Consider the following 19,802-nt stretch of genomic DNA (forward strand, 5'->3'; position numbering starts at 1 on the left):
TTTCCTGATATAGAAAAAACGGATTCGCAAAGCCCCGTCCATTCGGCAATCAGCATGGATTTCACGAATTTCCGGGAAAGGGATCGACGTATGAAAACCATATCACTCGGACTGATCGGTTTCGGCACCGTTGGTACCGGAGTGGTCAGAATCCTTAAGGAAAGCGGGGATATGCTGTCCAGGAGGCTGGGAGCGCAGATTGTCCTCAAGAAGATTGCAGATCTCGATGTTGAGAGTCGGCGAGCAGCCTCCGTGGAAAGAAACCTTTTGACGACCGATGCGGGAGATATCCTGTCCGACCCGGATATCGACATCGTCATCGAACTCATCGGAGGATATGAACCGGCCCGGACATTCATTCTCCAGGCTTTAAAAAACGGGAAGCACGTCGTGACCGCCAACAAGGCGCTCCTGGCCACTCATGGGGACGAGATCTTTCGGGCCGCTGAGACTGCAAAAGTGGATATCGGCTTCGAGGCCAGTGTCGGGGGAACAATCCCCATTATCAAGACACTCAAGGAATCGCTTGTGGCGAACCGGATCCAGTCGATCCTGGGAATCATGAACGGCACCTCCAACTTTATTCTGACGAAGATGACCGACGAGGGAAAGGCATTCGACGTCGTCCTGCGGGAGGCCCAGGCCCTTGGATTTGCCGAAGCGGATCCGACCTTTGACATCGAAGGAATCGATACGGCTCACAAACTGGCAATTACCCTTTCCCTCGCATACGGCAAGCGGGTCAATCTCGGTGACCTTTACAGGGAGGGAATCACCCGGATCAGCGAACAGGACATTGAGTTTGCCCGCGAACTCGGCTACCGGATCAAGCTTCTGGCCATCGCTATCCAGCGGGGGCAGGCCGTGGAAGCGCGGATCCATCCCACAATGATTCCATCGAATCATCTGCTGGCCAACGTGAACGGGAATTTCAACGCCTTCCATATCGTGGGGGACGCGGCGGACTCTGTTTTTCTCTATGGGCAGGGGGCGGGCATGATGCCGACGGCCAGCGCCGTCATAGGGGATGTCGTGGACATCTCCCGCGAAATCCTGAAAGGCACCTCCTGCAGAGTTCCCCACCGGACCCTCGGAGAAGAGTTCCTGGAGGATATTTGCCTGGTCCCCTTTGACGAGATGACGACGAACTACTACTTTCGCTTCACAGCCGCCGATCGTGCTGGAGTCCTTTCAAAGATCTCCGGCATCCTGGGTGAAAAGAATATCAGCATCGCCTCCGTTATCCAGAAAGGGAAAAAGCAAGGCGGGGCCGTACCGGTCGTGATGACGACATACAAGGCCAGGGAAAAGGACGTGAGGGAGGCCCTCAAGCATATAGACCAGCTGGACGTAGTCCATGGAGAAACAATCCTGATCCGGATCGAGGACGAGAATCTTTGATGAAATATGTAATTCTCCTGGGAGACGGAATGGCGGATCGACCATTGGCCGAACTGGGCGGAAAGACCCCCCTGGAAGCCGCCCGCACGCCCAACATGGATCGCATTGCCGGAACCGGCCTGATCGGACTCGTGGATACCATCCCGGAAGGACTCGTGCCGGGCAGCGACGTGGCGAACCTGTCCGTGCTCGGCTACGATCCACGCAGCGTTTACAGTGGCCGGGGGCCTCTGGAAGCCGCCAATATGGGCGTCCGGCTCAAACCCGATGACGTGGCGTTCCGCTGCAACCTGGTGACCCTCGCAGGGAATGACCTGGACGTTATGGACAGTTACAGCGCCGGCCACATCGGGACGGATGAGGCCGCCTCGATCATCACCGACCTGCACCGTTGCCTTGGGAGTGATGAATTTCAGTTCCATCCCGGTATCAGTTACAGACACCTCTTGGTCTGGAAAGGCGGGAAGGCCTCTCTGGCCACCACTCCCCCTCATGATATTACGGGACGGAAGACAGCCTCCTATTTACCAAAAGGAGAAGGGGAGCAGGCGATTCTGCGCCTCATGGAGGACGCCGCCCCGCTCCTGAGCGGCCATCCCATCAACCGGCAGCGGATTGCAGCCGGGAAAAAGCCCGCCAATGGCATCTGGCCCTGGGGGCAGGGGTTGGCACCGCGCCTTGTTCCACTTACGGAGACATACGGAATCCTCGGGGGAATGATCTCGGCGGTGGATCTCCTTAACGGCATGGGAGTGTACGCAGGCCTGAACGTAATCCGGGTCGAGGGCGCCACCGGCTTCACCGACACCAACTACATCGGCAAGGCGCAAAAAGCGATTGAGTCTCTGGGGGAGATGGATTTCATCTTCGTTCATGTGGAAGCCCCCGATGAAATGGGCCATGCAGGGGACATCGAGGGGAAAATCAGGGCCATTGAAGACTTTGATGAAAAGGTGGTTGGAACGGTCCTGAAGGGGCTGGAGACGCTGAAACCTTACCGGATCATGGTGTTGAGCGATCACCCGACGCCGATCAAGCTGCGGACCCATTCGTCCGAACCGAGTCCCTTTGCGGTCCTCTCCTCCGAGAGAGAGGAGAATCCCGGCCGGGGTGCCGTCTACTCGGAGGCGGAGGGTAGGCGATCAGGGCTTCTCCTTTCCCCGGGATATCTTCTGATGGAGCGGTTCATTCGGGGACGGCTCCATGCCTAGGCACCGCGTCCAGGTCCGGGTGATCTATGCGGACACGGACGCCATGGGGATTGTCTACCATACGAATTATATCCGCTGGTTCGAAATCGGACGGACGGAGTTGCTGCGCGACATGGGGCTCAGTCATGCCCGGATGGAAGGAGAACCTTTCCTTCTTCCACTGACTCGCGTTTATTGCCATTATCTTGTCCCGGCCCGGATCGACCAGTTGCTGACGCTGGAAACGGAAATCGCCTACCTCAAACGAGCGAGCGTCAAGTTTCATTACGAAATCTGGGATGAGCGTCGTGAGGTGAAAATGGTGGAAGGATACTCGGTCCATGCGTGTACCGACCGGAACGGGCGGATCGTGCGGTTGCCCGATTTCTGCATCCGGCAGGTCCTTCATCACGAACCGCAGTTGAAAGGAGAAAAACATGGCGGATAAAACCCAGGAACTGGACCTGAAAGGACCGGACCGCTTCCAGACACTGATTATGAATATAACCCGATACGTATCGGAGAACAGGAAGCAGTTTTACATCGGCACAGCGGCCGCTGTTGTTGTTGTTCTGACAGTCAGCGGCTGGTTTTTCTATCGATGGCAGGATGAAAAAAGCGCCTCCGCACTGTACGGACAGGCGATGAGCAAGGCGCGGGGTGAGCAGGTCCAGCCGGCGGATGTCGTCAAGGCCTACCAGGAAGTCGTAACCCGGCATCCTTCAAGCCAGGCAGCGGCCCTGGCCTCATTCCGCCTGGGAAACATCCATTACCTGCTAAAGGACTACGATGCCTCCCTGAAAGCCTACCAGACTTTCCTTTCCCATGCCCCCGCCCGGAGCGACCTCGTGACGCTCGCCTATACGGGGGAGGGATACTGCCATGAGGCAAAAGGGGATTTCAAGAACGCCCTCTCTTCATTTGAAAAGGCCGAAAAATCGAAGGGTGGCACCCACTTTGAGTCCATGACATTGCGAAACATCGCCAGAACTTACGAGTCATTGAACGATCCTGCAAAGGCGCTGGATTATTACAAGAAGGCGTTGGGAAAGAGCAATGATCCTTTTGTTGAAAGCCTCATCAAGGTAAAAATCGCCACGCTGGGATAGGGCGATCCGCGACCCAATCAATCATGCCGAGCCTATCCACTCTGCAGGTCGTTCCGGAACTCCTTAAGCGAGAGGACATCCGGAACCGCCTGTTTTTCAGTATTCTTGTCACGATTCTGGCCATCCAGGTCTGGGCCGCCCTGGTCAATATTCATTTTGGGATCGACAGCATCCAGATGATGTCTGTTTTCGAATCCGATGAAACCGCGGCCGTGGCCCGAACCCAGAAGAACCTCGCCGAAGGAGACCTATCCCCGGACGGGATGTTTCAATATGGTTTCTTCTTCAACACGCTGGCCTACTGGACTGTTCGTTTCTTCCAGTTTCTGGGCTACAACCGGGACACGACAGTGGCTTTTCTGGCCATCAACTACCGTCTGATCGCCGTTTTGTCATTTCTCCTGCTTCTCTTTCTTTTTCAGCGCCTCTCGCTGCTCCTGGTCAAATCCCGCGAGCTCTCCTGGCTCAGTGTGCTTCTGCTCGCTTCCGTCCAGCAGATCTATTACTGGTCTCAGACGATTCACCCCGACATCACGCAGACCATGCTGATCGTGGCAGCCGCCTGGGTGGCACTGAAATCACACATGTTCCGAAATGCCAACTGGGCAGCCTTTCTGGCCGGCATGGCCTTCGGAACGAAATACGGAGGGATCTTCATCCTTCCATTTCTTTTCATCCCGGCTCTGATGAACGACCGGCCGGATCTGTCCCTGAAAGGAAAGCTCCGCGGGAAGGCCCCGCTGTTCCTCCTCTCTTTCCTTCTGGGGTGGCTTATCTTCAATCCCTATGTCATTTTCAATTTCATCCATTTCCTGCGCTGGTTGAAGTTGATCATTGTGTACACATTGACAGGTTTTGTCGGATCCACCGGACAAATCACATCGGCTAATCCGTTGCTCTGGTTCCCCGTCCTCTACAGGGCGTTTTATACGCCGGGCGCCCTCGTCATGCTGGCGGGACTCTTTCCCGCCTTGTGGTTCCTGGTCCAATCCATAAAACGAAGGGAAGGGCTTCGGGAACCCGACACATTGAACCGGATTGTCATCGGAGCCTACTGTCTTTTCGCCTTAGTCCACATCCTTCTGGGCGTCAAATCCCGCGAAGTGAGATACGCCTTTCATTTCATCCCGTTTCTCATTCTCCTGTCATTCACCGGATGGGCGATCCTGTCCTGCCGGATGAAGCAAAGGGGAAGGGCGATTCTTTCTTTCGCCCTGCTCCTTCTGATCGCACCAGCCAACCTGAACGCAGTCCATTCCATGGCATCCTGTTCAAACAAGGAATCGGATGCCCGGCTTGCCTCGGGGCGTGTCCTGGAGGAACGGTATTCTCCAGATACAAGGATACTGGCCGATTTTTACGCCTACGTCCCCCCCAAGTTCAAAAACACCCTGGTGGAATGGGGAATCAGAAGCGAGTCGATTCTACGGGAAAATCCTCAGGTCATTCTCGTCAGCCGGGCCATGACGGGCCGCTGGATCTGGAAAGCACCAGGCACGTCGTTCCGCGACGGGTCTTTCGTGACAAACCCATCCTACCCGGAAGCACAGCTGCGTTCAGTCCGGGATGTATTCTCCATGCTGTTCTCGAACCCCTCAAGGACATATCGTGCAATCTACGAGGATGACCACGTATTGATCCTGGAACAGCAGAATCTTCCGGAAGGAAAAGGTCAACCATGAAGATTCCTTCCACTGGACAGCAATACGTACAGGAAGGCACGCAGGCCGGTCATCGATTTTCGGAGACCCGTTCCGCACATTGGAACAAAGTCGCCAATACGTGTAATCCGTGGCGCGGGTTGGGAGGGGCTTACCGCTCCCGCCTTGTGGAGGTCTATGGCTTCCTGATTCCGCCCGGATCCACGATTCTGGAACTGGGATGCGGCCGGGGAGACCTGCTCGCTTCCCTCCGGCCGTCAAGGGGCATCGGGGTTGATTTCTCCACTGCCATGATTGAACAGGGAAGGCAATATCATCCGGAAATCCATTTTGTCTGCGAAGACGTACACAACTTCAAGACGGATGAGATCTTCGATTACATTATCATCTCCGATCTTCTGAACGATCTCTGGGACGTCCAGCAGGTCTTTGAAACCATACGGTCGAACTGTCACACCCGAACGCGGATCGTGATCAACCTGTACAGCCACCTCTGGGAAAAACCGCTGAAGATGGTCCAGCAATGGGGGATGGCCACCCCCACGCTTCCTCAGAACTGGCTGACCGTCGAGGATGTGGCGAACCTTCTGTACCTGACCGGTTTTGAGAGGATCCGCTCCTGGCCGGAAATTCTCTTGCCTTTGAGATTCCCCTTACTTTCGTCATTTCTCAACCGCTATGCGGTGAGGATCTGGCCTTTTCGCTGGTTCGCCCTGACAAATTTTCTCATTGCCCGGCCGCTCCCTCTCCCCAACAATGGAGCCCCGGCCTCTCCCCCTCTCGTATCGGTTGTCGTACCGGCGAGAAATGAGGCGGGCAACATCCCGCGGATTTTCGCCCGCACCCCGGAAATGGGCCGGGGAACAGAGCTGGTGTTCGTCGAGGGACATTCACAGGACGGGACTTACGAGGCAATCGAGAAGGCCATGGCGGAGAATCCTGAACGCCGCTGCCAACTTTATCGCCAGACGGGAGTCGGTAAGGGCGATGCGGTCCGCCTCGGGTTTTCCAAGGCAACAGGGGACATCCTGATGATTCTCGACGCGGACCTTACCGTGCCACCGGAAGACCTGCCCCGTTTCGTTGCTGCGCTTACCTCGGAGAAGGCGGAATTCATCAACGGAGTTCGTCTCGTCTACCCCATGGAAGATCGAGCGATGCGTTTTTTCAACCTCCTGGGAAATAAGTTTTTCAGCCTGGCCTTTTCGTGGCTTCTTGGACAGTCCATCAAGGACACCCTCTGTGGAACAAAGGTTCTGAAAAAGGAAGAGTACGGACGAATTGAACAGAACCGATCCTATTTCGGAGACTTCGACCCCTTCGGCGATTTTGACCTGATTTTCGGGGCTGCGAAGCTGAATCTGAAAATTGTCGATCTTCCAGTACGATACAGAGAGCGGACCTACGGCACCACCCAAATCCAGCGCTGGAGTCATGGCTGGCTTCTGCTGAAAATGGTGGCGTTTGCCGCCCGAAGAATAAAATTCATCTGATTGCGGTATGCCGGATGATCAAAAATCTCTTGCTCCATCCATTGACTCGAGGCCTGGATGTCGATGACCCCGCAACCACGGAGGTAAGGCGGAGGATCATTCGGAGCAAGCCTTTCCTGCATCGCATTTATGAGGAATGGTATACCGGCATCGTGGCATGCCTGCCCGGCGGGGAAGGCCCGGTTGTAGAGTTGGGTTCGGGAGCCGGCCATCTGGAGGATTTTCTTCCGGGCGTCGTAAAAACGGAGATTCTGCCTTGCCCTCATGTAGCCGTCGTCTTGGATGCGGGATTTCTTCCTTTTTCCGACACGTCTGTGCGAGCGCTCGTCATGACCGATGTGTTTCACCACCTTCCCAAACCGGAGGCCTTTCTGCGGGAGGCGGCCCGTTGCCTCCGGCCGGGCGGATCGGTGCTCATGATCGAACCGTGGGTTACTGCCTGGTCTCGGTTTGTCTATCGTCGCCTTCATCCCGAGCCCTTCGAGCCGGATGCGGAATCATGGGAATTTCCCAGCAAAGGACCTCTCTCGGGAGCCAACTCCGCCTTGCCCTGGATCGTCTTCGGCCGCGACAGGGACCGCTTTCAGGCTGAGTTTCCGCTTCTCCGGCTTGAGTCCGTCGAGCCGATGATGCCTATTCTTTACCTCCTTTCCGGCGGTGTTTCCCTTAGAAATCTCCAGCCCGGATGGACATTCCCGCTGTGGCGTTCCCTGGAGCAGGCATTGAAACCGCTCTGGCCGTCCATTGCCATGTTTGCCCGGATTGTCCTCCGCCGGATCGACGGAGCGGATCCCAAGGGGAATGGAAGATGAAGGAAAAGATCGAAGGCCCCTTCGGGCGATTTCTGAAAAAATACGGATCCCGTGTCATTCACCTCTGGTTCGAGGAATACACCGGTTGGATCACCCGCAACCTCCCTTCCCTGGAGGGAATGGCAATCCGTTACGCTTTGTACCGACTTCTATTCAAAAGGCTGCCTTCCTTTCCTCTGATCTATCCCGGCGTTTACTTCACACATACCTATGGTCTGAGTGTTGGACACCGTTTTTCCGTGAATACGGGGGCGCTCCTGGACGCAAGGGGAGGCATCACGATCGGTGATGGAGTCATGGTCGGTCCCTACGCCGTCATCGTATCTTCGGAACATGATCTGGGCCGACCGGGGATTCCCATGACGTCCAGAGACCACGTCCTTTCAATGGTTGTGATCCAGGATGATGTCTGGATCGGGGGACACGCGGTGATTCTCAAGGGTGTGACGATCGGCCGTGGAGCCGTCGTCGCCGCGGGCGCTGTCGTGGCATCCGATGTCGAACCCTATGCGGTTGTAGCCGGAATGCCGGCAAAGATCATTCAGAACAGAATGTATTCCAGGGAGGATTTGGAATGACCGGGGAATCGAACCCGCACGTGAAGGAAAGCAATTCCTCATCGCCTTCACGAAACCGTCTGCGGGAAGGATTGTTGAACGGTATGCTTCTAGTGGTAACACTGGTCCTGGGTCTGCTTTTCATTGACTGGTTCAGCACGTTTTTCATCGACAGCCGTTCCCCCTTTGAACGCATGTTCCCGGTGGAACAGACAAGGCATCTCGAACCCTTCATCATGTTCAAGGGAAAACCGGGAGGAGGGCACAACGATCTTGGATACAAGGGAAGATCCCCAACTCAAGCGCGGCCCGGCAGTTATCGCATCTTCTTCCTCGGGGGGTCCACCGCCTACGACGGGGAACCTCCCATTGCGGAATTGCTTGAAAAGCGGTTTCATGAAATGGGTGCAAAAAACGTTGACGTGTTCAACTTCGGCGTAGTCAGTTCCAATTCCGGGATGGAACTGGCCCGTGTCGTCCATGAAATACTGGATTACAAGCCCGATTATGTGATTTTCTTCAATGGCGGCAATGATCTGATCTCTCCTCTCGGCTGGGATCCGCGTCCCGGTTATCCATTCAATTTCATGGCTTATGAGAAAAATCCCCTGATGGAGACCCGCCGGCAGTACAGCCTGGTAAAATCAATAGCCTTGGGAAGCAACCTGTTCCGCGTCGCCGCCGGCCGCTATCCAGCCCTCAACGAATGGCTCCTGGGACAGGAGGATCTCCGGAAACAGGCCGGTTTCAAAACAGTTCCCTGGATGGAACATATCGTTGCCGTCTATCTGGGAAACGCCATGAAGGCCCAGACCGCCCTCTCCGGCGCTGATGCCCGCTTCGCCGTCTTCTTCCAGCCGCTGATCTATTACAAGGACCACCTGGGGGCGAAGGAACAACCGCTCTGCGCCGAACAGGGCAGGGGATATTATGAAGAAATGAGGTCGAAGGTGCGCTCGATGTACCGGGAGCGCTTTCCCAGCCTGAATTTCTTTGATGTAAGCGACATTTATGATACAGAGCGAAGCGACGTTTTTACTGATATCATTCACACAACCCAGGAGGGACGAATGGCCATGGCGGTCACGATCTGTGACCGGATCGCTGCCGACGCCCTCCGGGATATGAAGAGGAAAGGCAAATGACAGCATCGAAAAAGAAAGGTTCAGCGGGGAGGCGGCTGATGTCGGGAAACGAGGCCATCGCCCGCGGCGCGTACGAATGCGGCGTTCGATTCGGATCCGGATATCCCGGAACGCCCAGCACGGAGGTCATGGAAGAGTTCGCCCGTTATGAAGGCGTGTATGCCGAATGGTCCCCCAATGAAAAGGTGGCCCTGGAAGTGGGAATCGGCGCTGCCCTGGCCGGGGCGAAGGCCCTTGTAACCATGAAGCATGTCGGCGTGAATGTGGCTGCCGACCCTCTCTTTACCGCCAGTTATACCGGAACGAACGGGGCCCTGGTGATCGTCTCCGCCGACGACCCATCGCTGCATAGTTCGCAGAACGAGCAGGACAACAGGAATTACGCAAAATTCGCCAAGATCCCGATGCTCGAACCGGCTGACTCGGAAGAGGCGCGGCAATTCATCAAGATCGCTTTTGAAATGAGCGAACGATTCGACACGCCGGTGTTCCTGCGATCCGTGACGAGACTCTCCCATTCCAAGGCAGTCGTAACGCCCGAAGATCCAGTCCCGGTGGAAGACCGCACAGCCATTAACATCAACGCCGCCAAGTATGTAATGGTCCCCTTTAACGCCCGGGTCCGTCGCGTGGAAGTGGAAAAAAGAATGAATGCCCTCCGGGAATTCGCCGAAACGTTCCCTGAAAACCGGATGGAAATCAACGATCCCGAGGTGGGGATCATCACGGCCGGTATGTGCTACCACTATGCGAAGGCCGCCTTTCGCAATTATTCCTACCTGAAACTGGGGATGGTATACCCGCTCCCGGTGGGCCTGATCCGTGAGTTCGCCCGAAAGGTGAAGAAAATCTACGTGCTCGAAGAGATGGATCCTTTCTTCGAAGAGCAGATCAAAGCCCTCGGCATTTCCGTGATCGGAAAAGAGATCTTCCCCTACACCGGCGAATTCGACCCGGGAATCGTACAGACAGCCATTTCCGGTACAAAACCGGAATCCATCTCTTGCCCGGTCGAGATTCCTCCGCGGCCGCCCAACCTCTGTCCCGGTTGTCCACACCGAGGTCTCTTCCATGTCCTGAACCGTCTGAAGACCTTCGTTACAGGGGACATCGGCTGTTATACCCTTTCATTCATGAAACCTCTCGAGGGGCTGCATTCCTGCATCTGCATGGGCGCCAGCATCGGCATGGCCCACGGAATGAGCAAGGCACTGGGAGAAAAGGGGAGGGGAAAGATCGTCGGCGTGATCGGCGATTCCACCTTCCTTCACAGCGGCATCACGCCCCTTCTCAACCTGGCCTATAACAAGGGAGATGCGGTGATCGTCATCTGCGACAACCGGACGACCGCCATGACGGGCATGCAGGAGCATCCAGGGACTGGTTATACCCTGCAGGGGGAGAAAACAAAGCCGGTGGACCTCAAGGCACTGATCACCGCGCTGGGCATCGATTCCGTCAGGGTCGTGGATCCCTATGACCTGAAAGCGACGCGCGCGGTTCTCAAGGAAGAGCTCGACCGGCCGGGGCCTTCCGTTGTCATCTCCCAGCGGGCCTGTGTTTTGTTCAAGCGGGAAGCGCAGGCCGCACGCAAGCCCCTGCGGGTGAACCCAGACAAGTGCATCGGCTGCCGGTCTTGCATCGGCCTGGGCTGTCCGCCCATCGCCTGGCGCAATTTCTCGGAGCTGCCCCCGGAGCAGGTGAAGAAAAACGCCAAGAAGCAGGATGGAATGGCTGTCATCGATGGAACCCTTTGCAACGGCTGCACGGTCTGTCAGCAGTTGTGCAAGGTCGGGGCCATTGTCGAGGAGGACTGACGAATGAAAAGCGAAGTCAAAAGCATTCTCATGGCCGGCGTGGGCGGGCAGGGCGTCCTCCGGGCGAGTGATATCCTCTGCCAGGTGATGATGGATTCGGGGCTGGACGTGAAGAAGAGCGAAGTCCACGGCATGGCCCAGCGGGGCGGATGCGTTACAAGCCACGTCCGTTATGGGCAAAAAGTCCATTCCCCTCTGGCGAAAAAGGGGGATGTGGAGATCCTGCTGGCCTTCGAAAAACTGGAGACGCTGCGCTACCTGGATTACCTGAAACCGGGCGGCATCGTCATCATCAACGATGAAGAGATGAATCCGCCGTCCGTCAACCTGGGGGCGGCGGCATATCCGGAAACCGTGGTTCCCATCGTCAAGGAACGTTTTCCATCGGTTATCGTGGTCAACGCCCCGGAACTTGCCGACAGGGCCGGCAACCGCCGGGCCGTCAATACGGTTCTCCTCGGTGTCCTGTCGAAATATCTAAAAATCGAAGAGAAGCAATGGGAAAAGGGGATCCACGATTCCTTTCCGCTAAAGACCGTGGAAGCAAATATTAAGGCGTTTCACTTGGGGAGGGGCGCGTAGGCCTTTTTCCCGGGTCTCTTCGGCACTTTCTCCGTTCCGACCGGGAAGACGGACATCGCATAAGGCCATGATCGTCCAGGTCGTTCTTGACAAATTCCATGCGATGGCTACTCTTGTTTCAGTCGGAAAGGTACAGGATCAATCCGTTACCGTAACCGATCGGACCTGTACCGGAATCCCCGGCGCCTGAGGAAATCCTTTTCGAACGGAAAGAGAGCGAGCAGAGACGGGACATGGCGGACGACTATTACAAGACCCTCGGAGTCGAAAAATCGGCCTCATCGGAAGAAATCAAGAAGGCTTACCGAAAGCTGGCCCTGAAATATCACCCGGACCGGAACCCCGACAACAAGGCCTCGGAAGAGAAGTTCAAAAAGATCAGCGAGGCGTATGCGGTCCTGAGTGACCCTGAAAAAAAGCAGCAGTACGACCAGTTCGGATCGGATCAGTTCCGCCAGCGCTATTCCCAGGAGGATATTTTCCGGGGAGTCGATTTGGACGAAATCCTCCGCAGTTTCGGATTCGGAGGATTTTCACGTGGAGGTACAAGGACTTACAGGACTTCGACCAGAAGGGGAGGGGGCTTCGGCGGCGCGGAAGCGGACCCGTTCGCCGATCTCTTCGGCGGCGGGCAGGCGTATGCGAACATCCCCCAACAGGGCCAGGACCTGGAATACAATCTCGCCATTACCCTGGAAGAATCGGTTTTCGGCGCGGAGAAGAAAATTGCCGTTCCCCAGGAAGGGAAGGTCGAAGAGATCAATATCCGCATCCCGGCAGGCATCGCCGCCGGAAAAAAACTGCGCTTGGGCGGGAAGGGCTATCCCGGTGCCTTCGGCGGGCCCCCGGGGGATCTCTATCTCCACATCTCTCTCATGCCGCATCCCATTTTTGCCCGTGACGGCAGCGATATTTTTCTGGAAAAGGCCGTTACTTTTACGCAGGCGGCCCTCGGTTCCACTGTCGACGTGCCGACCCTGGACGGTACAACCAAACGGATCAAGATTCCCCCGGGAACCCAGAACAATACAAAGATCCGCATGAAAGGCTACGGCGTACCCCATATGAAGGGCGCGGGGAAGGGCGACCAGTTCGTCAAGATCAGCATCCAGGTACCGAAAAACCTGACGGACCGGCAGCATCAGCTCCTGAAGAAGCTGGCCGAAGAGGGGATGTAGGGAGGACGCGATATGTCGAGACGACTTCTGCTTGCGGGATTGATCGTATTGACCCTGTTTACGGCGGGCTGTGCAGCCGTAGGGCGGACCCGGGATTTTCGTCCCATCGATCCGTCTTCCCTTTCCCGCATCACACCGGGGGTAACAACGGGGGCCGAGGTTATCCGCCTGTTTGGTCCGCCCTCCCAGATAGTCAGGCTGTCGAACGGTAATGCCTACATTTATTCAAGTAAACTGTCTAAGACAACGGGGCTCTGGCTCGCCATCATCACCTTTGTCAACATGGATACCCGCCAGGATCAGGTGGTGTTCTTCCTGAATTCTCAGGATGTGGTAACCCATCATGGCGCATCTTTCCATACCGGCGAGGCGCTTTATGGCCTCCCGTTTTAAAACGGCGTTTCTTCTCATCCTTGCCTGCATCGTCTTCGTGACGGGCTGCTTTTCCTTCCGGGTCATGCACGCCCGGGAGGGGAATGACGTGGCGGATCCGGGGAAACGTTTTCAACCCGGAAAAAGCGGCCTCGGGGATGTCCTTGCCGTCTACGGCGCTCCGACGGAAGTCCATAAACTCGGGACGGAAACACTTCTCATCTACGAAAGGATGCACTATCGCGGCGGTCAAATGACCATGGGAATCCCCATGAGTGACGTCCTTCCCACCAGTATCAATCTCAGCGGCCACGGCGACCTGATTCGTTACGACACGGCAGCCTTCTTTTTTCGGCCTGATTCCGTTCTCATCCGGACTGCCTACGTTCAGGGAAGCTCCTATCCTTTTTGGGATACTTTCTGGAGCGACAAAGCCGGCAGGCCATAATTCTTCCTATCTTTTATTTGTCAGATAAATACCGGATAGAACCAGAATCCTGCCGATATCAACTCAATCGTCATTTCTTCTTTAAGCAGAGTCACTCCGAGAATCACTGCCGTCAAATGTACCTCCGCAATGCCTGAATATATCGTAAACATATTGGATCAGTAATTTGGTGTCGGACCGATGTCGGGCCACCGTCGTCACCCCACACTGAATGTCCGATAAGATATGTTATGTAAACCTGTGTGTATGTTTTCCTGAGTCTGGACTTCGGGGTCGACTTTACTCCTGCAGGTTTCCAATGAGAGATGACTTTGGGGTGGAATTGCCGGTTGTCATGGCACAGGTCAAGATCAGTCCAGTTCCACCTCACCCCAGGCGCCCATACTGTCTGCCACGACAATGACGACGCCGAGGACTCCGGTGATTTGCTGTGCTCTATCAAGACCTTTCTTTATGGTTGCCTTGTTTTGGACGAGATTGCCGATGGAAGTCGCTGCCGCATCGGCCAAGGCAGCAGACGTCGACAAGACGGTTACGGCATCGGCCCGTCCGAGACTGAGGCTCGGCCCGACCGTGCCGGACGACGTGCAAATTCCCAACGGTGTCTGCTCAGGACGAATATTCAAGGATATCCGGTCGCTTAACGGAGATGTGCCCGCAAAGAGGCCGATCCGGACATCCCGATCCATCCTGATGAAGATGTCCCCGCCGTTTTCGATAATGATGTTTTCCGATAAAGGCAGGAGATCCCTGCCCACCCTTTCCGCCATGGCTCCGGCTACAGCAGCCATAGGACCCACGCCGGCCTGCTCGGCGGCTTCCAGCATGTCCCGGACGATCGGCGGGGCAAGATCTTCTTTTTCCAATGGAATCAGAGAATTCAGGAAAGTCGGATGGGACTCGATGTATCTCTCAAGCTGCCTGCGATACTTGTAAACGGCCTGGAGAGAGGGTCCTGTGAGGTCGCGGGAAGCGCTGATCATGAGGTCAGTCTGGCCTACACGGACTGTAAATAACACCAGGTCCGGGGTTGAGATCCTTTGGCGATACGTTCGCTCACGATATTCCATTATTGAAAATGGGTCGTGCCTTTCCCCAGGAATTGTTCGGCCTCGTCCTTCAGAACATCCGAGATGTCCAATCGCGAATCCTGGCCAAGAAAGATCACCGTCTCACATCCATTGGCATGAAGATGAAGGTACCCTTCGTATTTCCCAGGATATTTCAGAATCAGCGCTTTCAGGGTTGCCAGATCGTCGGGCTGGAAACGCAATGCATCGACCTTGAAATGAACGGAAGAAAATGGATGATCGGCAATTTCCGCCAGATTGAGGATCTCCGTTGCCTTGACCCGAACATTTTCCTCGTCCGCATCCAGAGTTCCCGTAACGAGGAGCGGATCCGCCCCTTTCAGCAGAGACTCGTATTGCCGATATGTTTCGCCGAAAACGATCACCTCGACGGATCCTTTTAAATCCTCAAAGGTTACATAAGCCATTGTGTCTTTGCGCTTCGTCTTGATCTCTTTGATGGCGCTGACGATCCCGCCGAAAGAAACGGTTTCCTTGTCTTGCATTCCCTTCAGCGTCTCAATGTCCGCCGTTGCGACCCGCTTGAGCTTCTGTTCGACGAAGGCCAGGGGATGGCTGGTTATATAGAAACCGATCAGCTCCTTTTCATATGATAGCATTTCTTTATGATTCCAACTGGTATTGCCTTCATTATTAAAGCTATCGTTTAATGTGTCGCCGTCATTGCCCTCCAGCGAGTCAAACAAACCGGTCTGTCCCGCTGCCCTGTTCTGGGATTCCCGACTTGCCAACTCCAGGTCATGTTCAAACGATCCCATTAACAGGCGCCGATTTGGATAAACGGAGTCGAAGGCGCCGCACTTGACCAGGCTTTCCACAACCCGCTTGTTGATCTTCCGCAGATCCGTACGTCGGCAGAAGTCCTTGAAAGAAATAAACTTTCCACCATTCTGACGGGCCTCAAGAACGGCCTCCACCGCTCCAACCCCCACGTTTTTGACAGCTGCCAGCCCGAAACGGATATTACCATCCTCGGAAACGCTGAAATCGCTCAAAGACGAGTTTATGTCCGGGGGAAGGACTCCAATCCCCAGAGAGCGGCAATCGTGGATGTAGCGGATGATTTTGTCCCGATTGTCCTTTTCCGAGGTGAGCAGGGCCGCCATGAACTCAGCCGGGTAATGGGCCTTCAGGTACGCCGTCTGGTAGGTAATTACCGCATAGGCGGCACTGTGGGACTTGTTGAAGCCGTATTCGGCGAAGGTCTCCATCTGGTCCCAGATCTTCTGCGCCTTCTGCTGTGGAATGGCATTCTGTTTTGCACCATCGAGGAACTTCGGCTTCTCCTTCTCCATCTCCTCCGGCTTTTTCTTACTCATCAGTCGACGCAAATTGTCCGCATCGGCCATGGAGTAGCCGCCGATGGAACCGGCAATCTGCATTACCTGTTCCTGATAGACGATAACGCCGTATGTTTCCTGAAGGATATCCTTCAACTGCGGCATTTCATAGGTGATTTTTGTCCTACCCTGCTTCCGGGCGATGAAATCGGGTATTTGACTCATCGGCCCGGGACGGTACAGGGCGATCAGGGCGATGACATCCTCGATGCAGTCGGGCCGCAGGTTGACCAGAAGATCCTTCATACCGGAACTTTCGAGCTGGAAAACCCCGTCGGTGTCTCCCCTTCCCAGAAGCTCATAGGTCTTCGGATCGTCAAGAGGCAGGTCCTCAATATTCAGGTGGATTCCCCGCCCTTCTTCCATGAAATGAAGGCAGTTCTGAATGACCGTCAGCGTCTTGAGTCCCAGGAAGTCGAATTTGGTCAGCCCGATGTCCTGGAGGTCCTTCATAGCGTATTGGGTGACCACTGAATCGTCACCTTTTGGACTCCGGTAGAGAGGCACCCGTTCCACCAGAGGTACGTCTGAGATGACTACGCCAGCCGCATGAGTGGAGGCGTGGCGGTTCAGACCTTCCAGTGAGCGCGACAACTGAAGGAGTTTCCGGACCTTTTCGCTTTTCTTGGCCTCATCTTGCAGGCGGGCTTCATCCTGAATCGCTTTGTCGAGCGTTATGTTGAGCACATTGGGCACGAGCTTCGCGATGGCGTCCACTTCGCCATAGGGAATGTTGAGTGCACGCCCCACGTCACGAATGACCGCCTTGGCCTTCATCTGCCCAAAGGTGATGATCTGGGCCACCCGATCGTGACCGTATTTGTCAGTCACATAACGGATGATCTCGTCCCGTCCTTCCTGGCAGAAGTCGATGTCGATATCGGGCATGCTCTTGCGGTTCGGGTTCAGGAATCGCTCAAAGAACAGTCCGTAACGGATCGGATCGATGGAAGTAATGCCGATGGCAAAGGCGACCAGGCTTCCGGCTGCGGATCCCCGGCCGGGGCCGACGGGAATCTTCTTTTCCTTGGCGTATCGCACGAAATCGGCCACGATGAGGAAATAGCCGGAAAATCCCATGTTGCGGATCATTTCCAGTTCTTCCCGAAGCCGCTTCAGGTACACTACCTGGAGTTCCGGGTCCTTGCCGCGGAGCAGGGCCGGCAGTTTCTCCGCCAGCCCTTTTTCGGCCTCCCGGATGAGCAGGTCGTCCAGGGATTCCCCCGAGTCACTCTGGAACTGGGGAAGCAGGAACTCGCCGAACGTAAAGGAAAGCTGGCAACGTTCAGCAATCCGCAAGGTGTTTTCGATTGCTTCCGGATGGCTCCCGAACAGGCGGATCATCTCCTCGGGCGATCGGAAATAGAGCTGGTCTGTTCCGAACCGCATCCGGTCCGTCGTCTCGATGTTTTTCCCCGTCTGGATGCAAAGCAGGACCTCGTGGGCCTCGGCGTCCGAACGCTGCAGATAGTGGCAATCGTTTGTCGCCACCAGGGGAATCGAGCGCTTGCGGGCGATCTCGATGAGGCCGGCATTGGCAGCATTCTGTTCTTCCAGGCCGTTTTCCATGAGTTCGAGGAAAAAATTCCCGTCCCCGAAAATATCCCTCAACTCGTCGGCGGCCCGAATTGCGCTGTCCCGGCCTTCCTTCAGAAGGCGGTCCGCAACCTCGCCATGCAGGCAGGCGCTCGAGGCGATGAGTCCTTCATGGTGTGTCCGGAGGAGTTCCTTGTCCACGCGGGGCCGGTAGTAAAAACCCTCCGTCCATCCCGCAGTGACCAGCTTCATCAGATTCCGGTATCCCGTCATGTTTTCGGCCAGAACGACGAGATGCCGGGCCGTTTCGCCGATCCCCTGGGACTGCCTGTCGAAGCGGCTTCCCGGGGCAACGTAGAGTTCACAGCCGATGATGGGCTTGATACCCGCTTTCCGGGCCCGCTGATAAAAATCGATGGCGCCGAAGAGGTTGCCGTGGTCCGTGATGGCCAGCGCCGGCATTTCATATTCCTTCGCCTTCTGGAACAGATCCGCAAGACGGATGGCACCGTCTAGCAGGCTGTACTGTGTATGAACATGAAGATGAACGAAGTCGGAGGGCATGTATTCTCGATTTCCGGTCATAACACCGGACGTGCCGGGGTTTAATCCAGCCAGTAGTTGGGCGCTTCCTTCGTGATGATCACGTCGTGAACGTGGCTTTCCCGGAGTCCTGCAGATGTGATGCGGACAAACCGGGCTTTTTCGTGCATTTCGCAGATGGTGCGGCAGCCTACATAACCCATCCCCGACCGGAGGCCGCCGATCATCTGATAGATGCTGTCGGACAGGAAGCCCCGGTAGGGAACCCGTCCTTCGATCCCCTCGGGAACGAGCTTGAGAGGGCTTTCCATCTCATCCTGAAAGTAGCGGTCCCTGCTGCCTTCCTTCATGGCCTCCAGGGATCCCATTCCACGGTAAACCTTGTAACTCCGGCCCTGGAAAAGGACCGTCTCGCCAGGGCTTTCCGCCGTCCCCGCGAAAAGTCCGCCGACCATGACGGTGTGAGCACCCGCCGCCAGCGCCTTGACGATGTCTCCCGAAAATTTGATGCCCCCATCGGCGATCACGGGGATGCCGTGCCTGGACGCCACCTGGTATGTGTCACGGATAGCGCTCATCTGGGGAACCCCGACACCGGCGACGATGCGGGTTGTACAGATCGACCCGGGCCCAACACCGACCTTGACGGCGTCCACGCCCGCCCGGATGAGCGCCTCGGCTCCATCCCCGGTGGCAATGTTGCCGGCGATGAGTTTGCACTCCGGAAAGTTGATCCTCGTATCGCGGACCGCGTCGATGACTCCGAGGGAATGCCCATGAGAGGTATCGATGACGATCACGTCCACTCCGGCCGCAAGAAGGGCCTCCACCCGCGCTTCGCGATCGATCGTCCCGACGGCGGCGCCGACTCGGAGCCTTCCCAGGGAATCTTTCGAAGCATTCGGATATTTCTTTATCTTTTCTATATCTTTGATGGTTATCAACCCTTTCAGGTTGTATTGCTCGTCAACGACGAGGAGCTTCTCAATCCGGTGCTTGTGCAGGAGTTCCTTTGATTCCTCCAGCCCGATGGATGACGACACCGTGACGAGATTTTCCTTGGTCATCACGTTCGCGATCGGCTGGTCCAGTCGCGTTTCAAACCTCAGGTCCCTGTTTGTAAGGATTCCGACGAGTTTTCTGTTTCTTGTCACCGGAACACCGGAGATTTTGTAGCGCTGCATCAGTTCCAGCGCCTCGGAAACCTTCCGTTCCGGTTCGATGGTGATGGGATCGACGATCATTCCGCTTTCCGATTTCTTCACTTTGTCCACTTCCAGTGCCTGCCTCTGGATGGACATATTCCGGTGAATAATCCCGATCCCGCCTTCCTGAGCCATGCATATGGCCGTCGCCGATTCGGTGACCGTGTCCATCGCAGCACTCACGATGGGAATGTTCAGCGTGATCTCGCGAGTCAAAAGCGTTGTGGTGTCGACATCTTTCGGCATTACCGCCGATTCCGCCGGCACCAGGAGCAGGTCATCGAACGTCAGGGCCTCTCTTACCTGGTCACCCAACATGATT

Annotated in this window: 17 protein-coding genes; 14 read left to right on the plus strand and 3 right to left on the minus strand. The window is 55.8% G+C overall.

The features are described from left to right. Positions 1–90: 90 nt before the first annotated feature. From HPY65_01015 to HPY65_01080, 14 genes are all read left to right on the plus strand, one after another. Entirely contained in the window at positions 91–1,401 is a 1,311-nt protein-coding gene (locus tag HPY65_01015) for a homoserine dehydrogenase (protein ID NPU83039.1), read from the plus strand. Next, positions 1,401–2,612, plus strand: coding sequence for a cofactor-independent phosphoglycerate mutase (locus tag HPY65_01020; protein NPU83040.1), 1,212 nt, complete (start codon positions 1,401–1,403; stop codon positions 2,610–2,612). Before HPY65_01015 ends, HPY65_01020 begins: the two co-directional genes overlap by 1 nt. Continuing rightward, positions 2,605–3,039 carry an acyl-CoA thioesterase gene (locus HPY65_01025; protein ID NPU83041.1) on the plus strand — a complete coding sequence of 145 codons (435 nt, stop codon included), beginning with the start codon at positions 2,605–2,607 and terminating at the stop codon, positions 3,037–3,039. Before HPY65_01020 ends, HPY65_01025 begins: the two co-directional genes overlap by 8 nt. Beyond that, positions 3,029–3,700 (plus strand): tetratricopeptide repeat protein, encoded by a 672-nt coding sequence (locus HPY65_01030; GenBank protein ID NPU83042.1) that lies wholly within the window; start codon positions 3,029–3,031, stop codon positions 3,698–3,700. The genes HPY65_01025 and HPY65_01030 overlap by 11 nt, the downstream gene beginning before the upstream one ends. A 23-nt stretch (positions 3,701–3,723) precedes the next feature. After that, the gene (locus HPY65_01035) at positions 3,724–5,382 is read left to right on the plus strand and encodes a hypothetical protein (GenBank protein NPU83043.1); all 1,659 of its coding nucleotides are present in this window, start codon (positions 3,724–3,726) and stop codon (positions 5,380–5,382) included. After that, the gene (locus HPY65_01040) at positions 5,379–6,854 is read left to right on the plus strand and encodes a glycosyltransferase (protein ID NPU83044.1); all 1,476 of its coding nucleotides are present in this window, start codon (positions 5,379–5,381) and stop codon (positions 6,852–6,854) included. Before HPY65_01035 ends, HPY65_01040 begins: the two co-directional genes overlap by 4 nt. A 14-nt stretch (positions 6,855–6,868) precedes the next feature. Further along, the gene (locus HPY65_01045; GenBank protein NPU83045.1) at positions 6,869–7,666 is read left to right on the plus strand and encodes a class I SAM-dependent methyltransferase; all 798 of its coding nucleotides are present in this window, start codon (positions 6,869–6,871) and stop codon (positions 7,664–7,666) included. Further along, positions 7,663–8,244, plus strand: coding sequence for an acyltransferase (locus HPY65_01050; GenBank protein NPU83046.1), 582 nt, complete (start codon positions 7,663–7,665; stop codon positions 8,242–8,244). The genes HPY65_01045 and HPY65_01050 overlap by 4 nt, the downstream gene beginning before the upstream one ends. Before the next feature lie 83 nt (positions 8,245–8,327). Continuing rightward, entirely contained in the window at positions 8,328–9,368 is a 1,041-nt protein-coding gene (locus tag HPY65_01055) for an SGNH/GDSL hydrolase family protein (protein ID NPU83047.1), read from the plus strand. After that, positions 9,365–11,185: an indolepyruvate ferredoxin oxidoreductase subunit alpha gene (iorA, locus tag HPY65_01060; GenBank protein ID NPU83048.1), complete on the plus strand. Its 1,821-nt coding sequence runs from the start codon at positions 9,365–9,367 to the stop codon at positions 11,183–11,185. Before HPY65_01055 ends, iorA begins: the two co-directional genes overlap by 4 nt. Positions 11,186–11,188: 3 nt before the next feature. Next, entirely contained in the window at positions 11,189–11,767 is a 579-nt protein-coding gene (locus tag HPY65_01065; GenBank protein NPU83049.1) for an indolepyruvate oxidoreductase subunit beta, read from the plus strand. Between the two features lie 233 nt (positions 11,768–12,000). Further along, the gene (locus HPY65_01070) at positions 12,001–12,945 is read left to right on the plus strand and encodes a DnaJ domain-containing protein (protein ID NPU83050.1); all 945 of its coding nucleotides are present in this window, start codon (positions 12,001–12,003) and stop codon (positions 12,943–12,945) included. 12 nt (positions 12,946–12,957) lie between these two features. Continuing rightward, positions 12,958–13,338, plus strand: coding sequence for a hypothetical protein (locus HPY65_01075; protein ID NPU83051.1), 381 nt, complete (start codon positions 12,958–12,960; stop codon positions 13,336–13,338). Next, positions 13,322–13,765, plus strand: coding sequence for a hypothetical protein (locus HPY65_01080; protein NPU83052.1), 444 nt, complete (start codon positions 13,322–13,324; stop codon positions 13,763–13,765). Before HPY65_01075 ends, HPY65_01080 begins: the two co-directional genes overlap by 17 nt. 350 nt (positions 13,766–14,115) lie before the next feature. Here HPY65_01080 and HPY65_01085 read toward each other — a convergent pair whose 3' ends face one another. From HPY65_01085 to guaB, 3 genes are read right to left on the minus strand one after another with little or no spacing between them, the layout of a single operon-like run. Beyond that, positions 14,116–14,835, minus strand: a complete 720-nt coding sequence (locus HPY65_01085) for a UPF0280 family protein (protein NPU83053.1) — start codon at positions 14,833–14,835, stop codon at positions 14,116–14,118. Further along, positions 14,835–18,296, minus strand: coding sequence for a DNA polymerase III subunit alpha (gene dnaE / locus HPY65_01090; protein NPU83054.1), 3,462 nt, complete (start codon positions 18,294–18,296; stop codon positions 14,835–14,837). The genes HPY65_01085 and dnaE overlap by 1 nt, the downstream gene beginning before the upstream one ends. A gap of 41 nt (positions 18,297–18,337) precedes the next feature. Beyond that, positions 18,338–19,798 (minus strand): IMP dehydrogenase, encoded by a 1,461-nt coding sequence (gene guaB / locus HPY65_01095; GenBank protein NPU83055.1) that lies wholly within the window; start codon positions 19,796–19,798, stop codon positions 18,338–18,340. Positions 19,799–19,802 lie beyond the last annotated feature (4 nt).

The sequence above is a fragment of the Syntrophaceae bacterium genome (assembly GCA_013177825.1).
GTDB lineage: Bacteria > Desulfobacterota > Syntrophia > Syntrophales > PHBD01 > PHBD01.

Excerpts from the sequence above, each read along its gene's own strand:
- HPY65_01015 (NPU83039.1), top strand. The coding sequence starts at position 91 with ATGAAAACCATATCACTCGGACTGATCGGTTTCGGCACCGTTGGTACC.
- HPY65_01020 (NPU83040.1), top strand. The coding sequence starts at position 1,401 with ATGAAATATGTAATTCTCCTGGGAGACGGAATGGCGGATCGACCATTG.
- HPY65_01025 (NPU83041.1), top strand. The coding sequence starts at position 2,605 with ATGCCTAGGCACCGCGTCCAGGTCCGGGTGATCTATGCGGACACGGAC.
- HPY65_01030 (NPU83042.1), top strand. The coding sequence starts at position 3,029 with ATGGCGGATAAAACCCAGGAACTGGACCTGAAAGGACCGGACCGCTTC.
- HPY65_01035 (NPU83043.1), top strand. The coding sequence starts at position 3,724 with ATGCCGAGCCTATCCACTCTGCAGGTCGTTCCGGAACTCCTTAAGCGA.
- HPY65_01040 (NPU83044.1), top strand. The coding sequence starts at position 5,379 with ATGAAGATTCCTTCCACTGGACAGCAATACGTACAGGAAGGCACGCAG.
- HPY65_01045 (NPU83045.1), top strand. The coding sequence starts at position 6,869 with ATGATCAAAAATCTCTTGCTCCATCCATTGACTCGAGGCCTGGATGTC.
- HPY65_01050 (NPU83046.1), top strand. The coding sequence starts at position 7,663 with ATGAAGGAAAAGATCGAAGGCCCCTTCGGGCGATTTCTGAAAAAATAC.
- HPY65_01055 (NPU83047.1), top strand. The coding sequence starts at position 8,328 with ATGCTTCTAGTGGTAACACTGGTCCTGGGTCTGCTTTTCATTGACTGG.
- iorA (NPU83048.1), top strand. The coding sequence starts at position 9,365 with ATGACAGCATCGAAAAAGAAAGGTTCAGCGGGGAGGCGGCTGATGTCG.
- HPY65_01065 (NPU83049.1), top strand. The coding sequence starts at position 11,189 with ATGAAAAGCGAAGTCAAAAGCATTCTCATGGCCGGCGTGGGCGGGCAG.
- HPY65_01070 (NPU83050.1), top strand. The coding sequence starts at position 12,001 with ATGGCGGACGACTATTACAAGACCCTCGGAGTCGAAAAATCGGCCTCA.
- HPY65_01075 (NPU83051.1), top strand. The coding sequence starts at position 12,958 with ATGTCGAGACGACTTCTGCTTGCGGGATTGATCGTATTGACCCTGTTT.
- HPY65_01080 (NPU83052.1), top strand. The coding sequence starts at position 13,322 with ATGGCCTCCCGTTTTAAAACGGCGTTTCTTCTCATCCTTGCCTGCATC.
- HPY65_01085 (NPU83053.1), bottom strand. The coding sequence starts at position 14,835 with ATGGAATATCGTGAGCGAACGTATCGCCAAAGGATCTCAACCCCGGAC.
- dnaE (NPU83054.1), bottom strand. The coding sequence starts at position 18,296 with ATGCCCTCCGACTTCGTTCATCTTCATGTTCATACACAGTACAGCCTG.
- guaB (NPU83055.1), bottom strand. The coding sequence starts at position 19,798 with ATGTTGGGTGACCAGGTAAGAGAGGCCCTGACGTTCGATGACCTGCTC.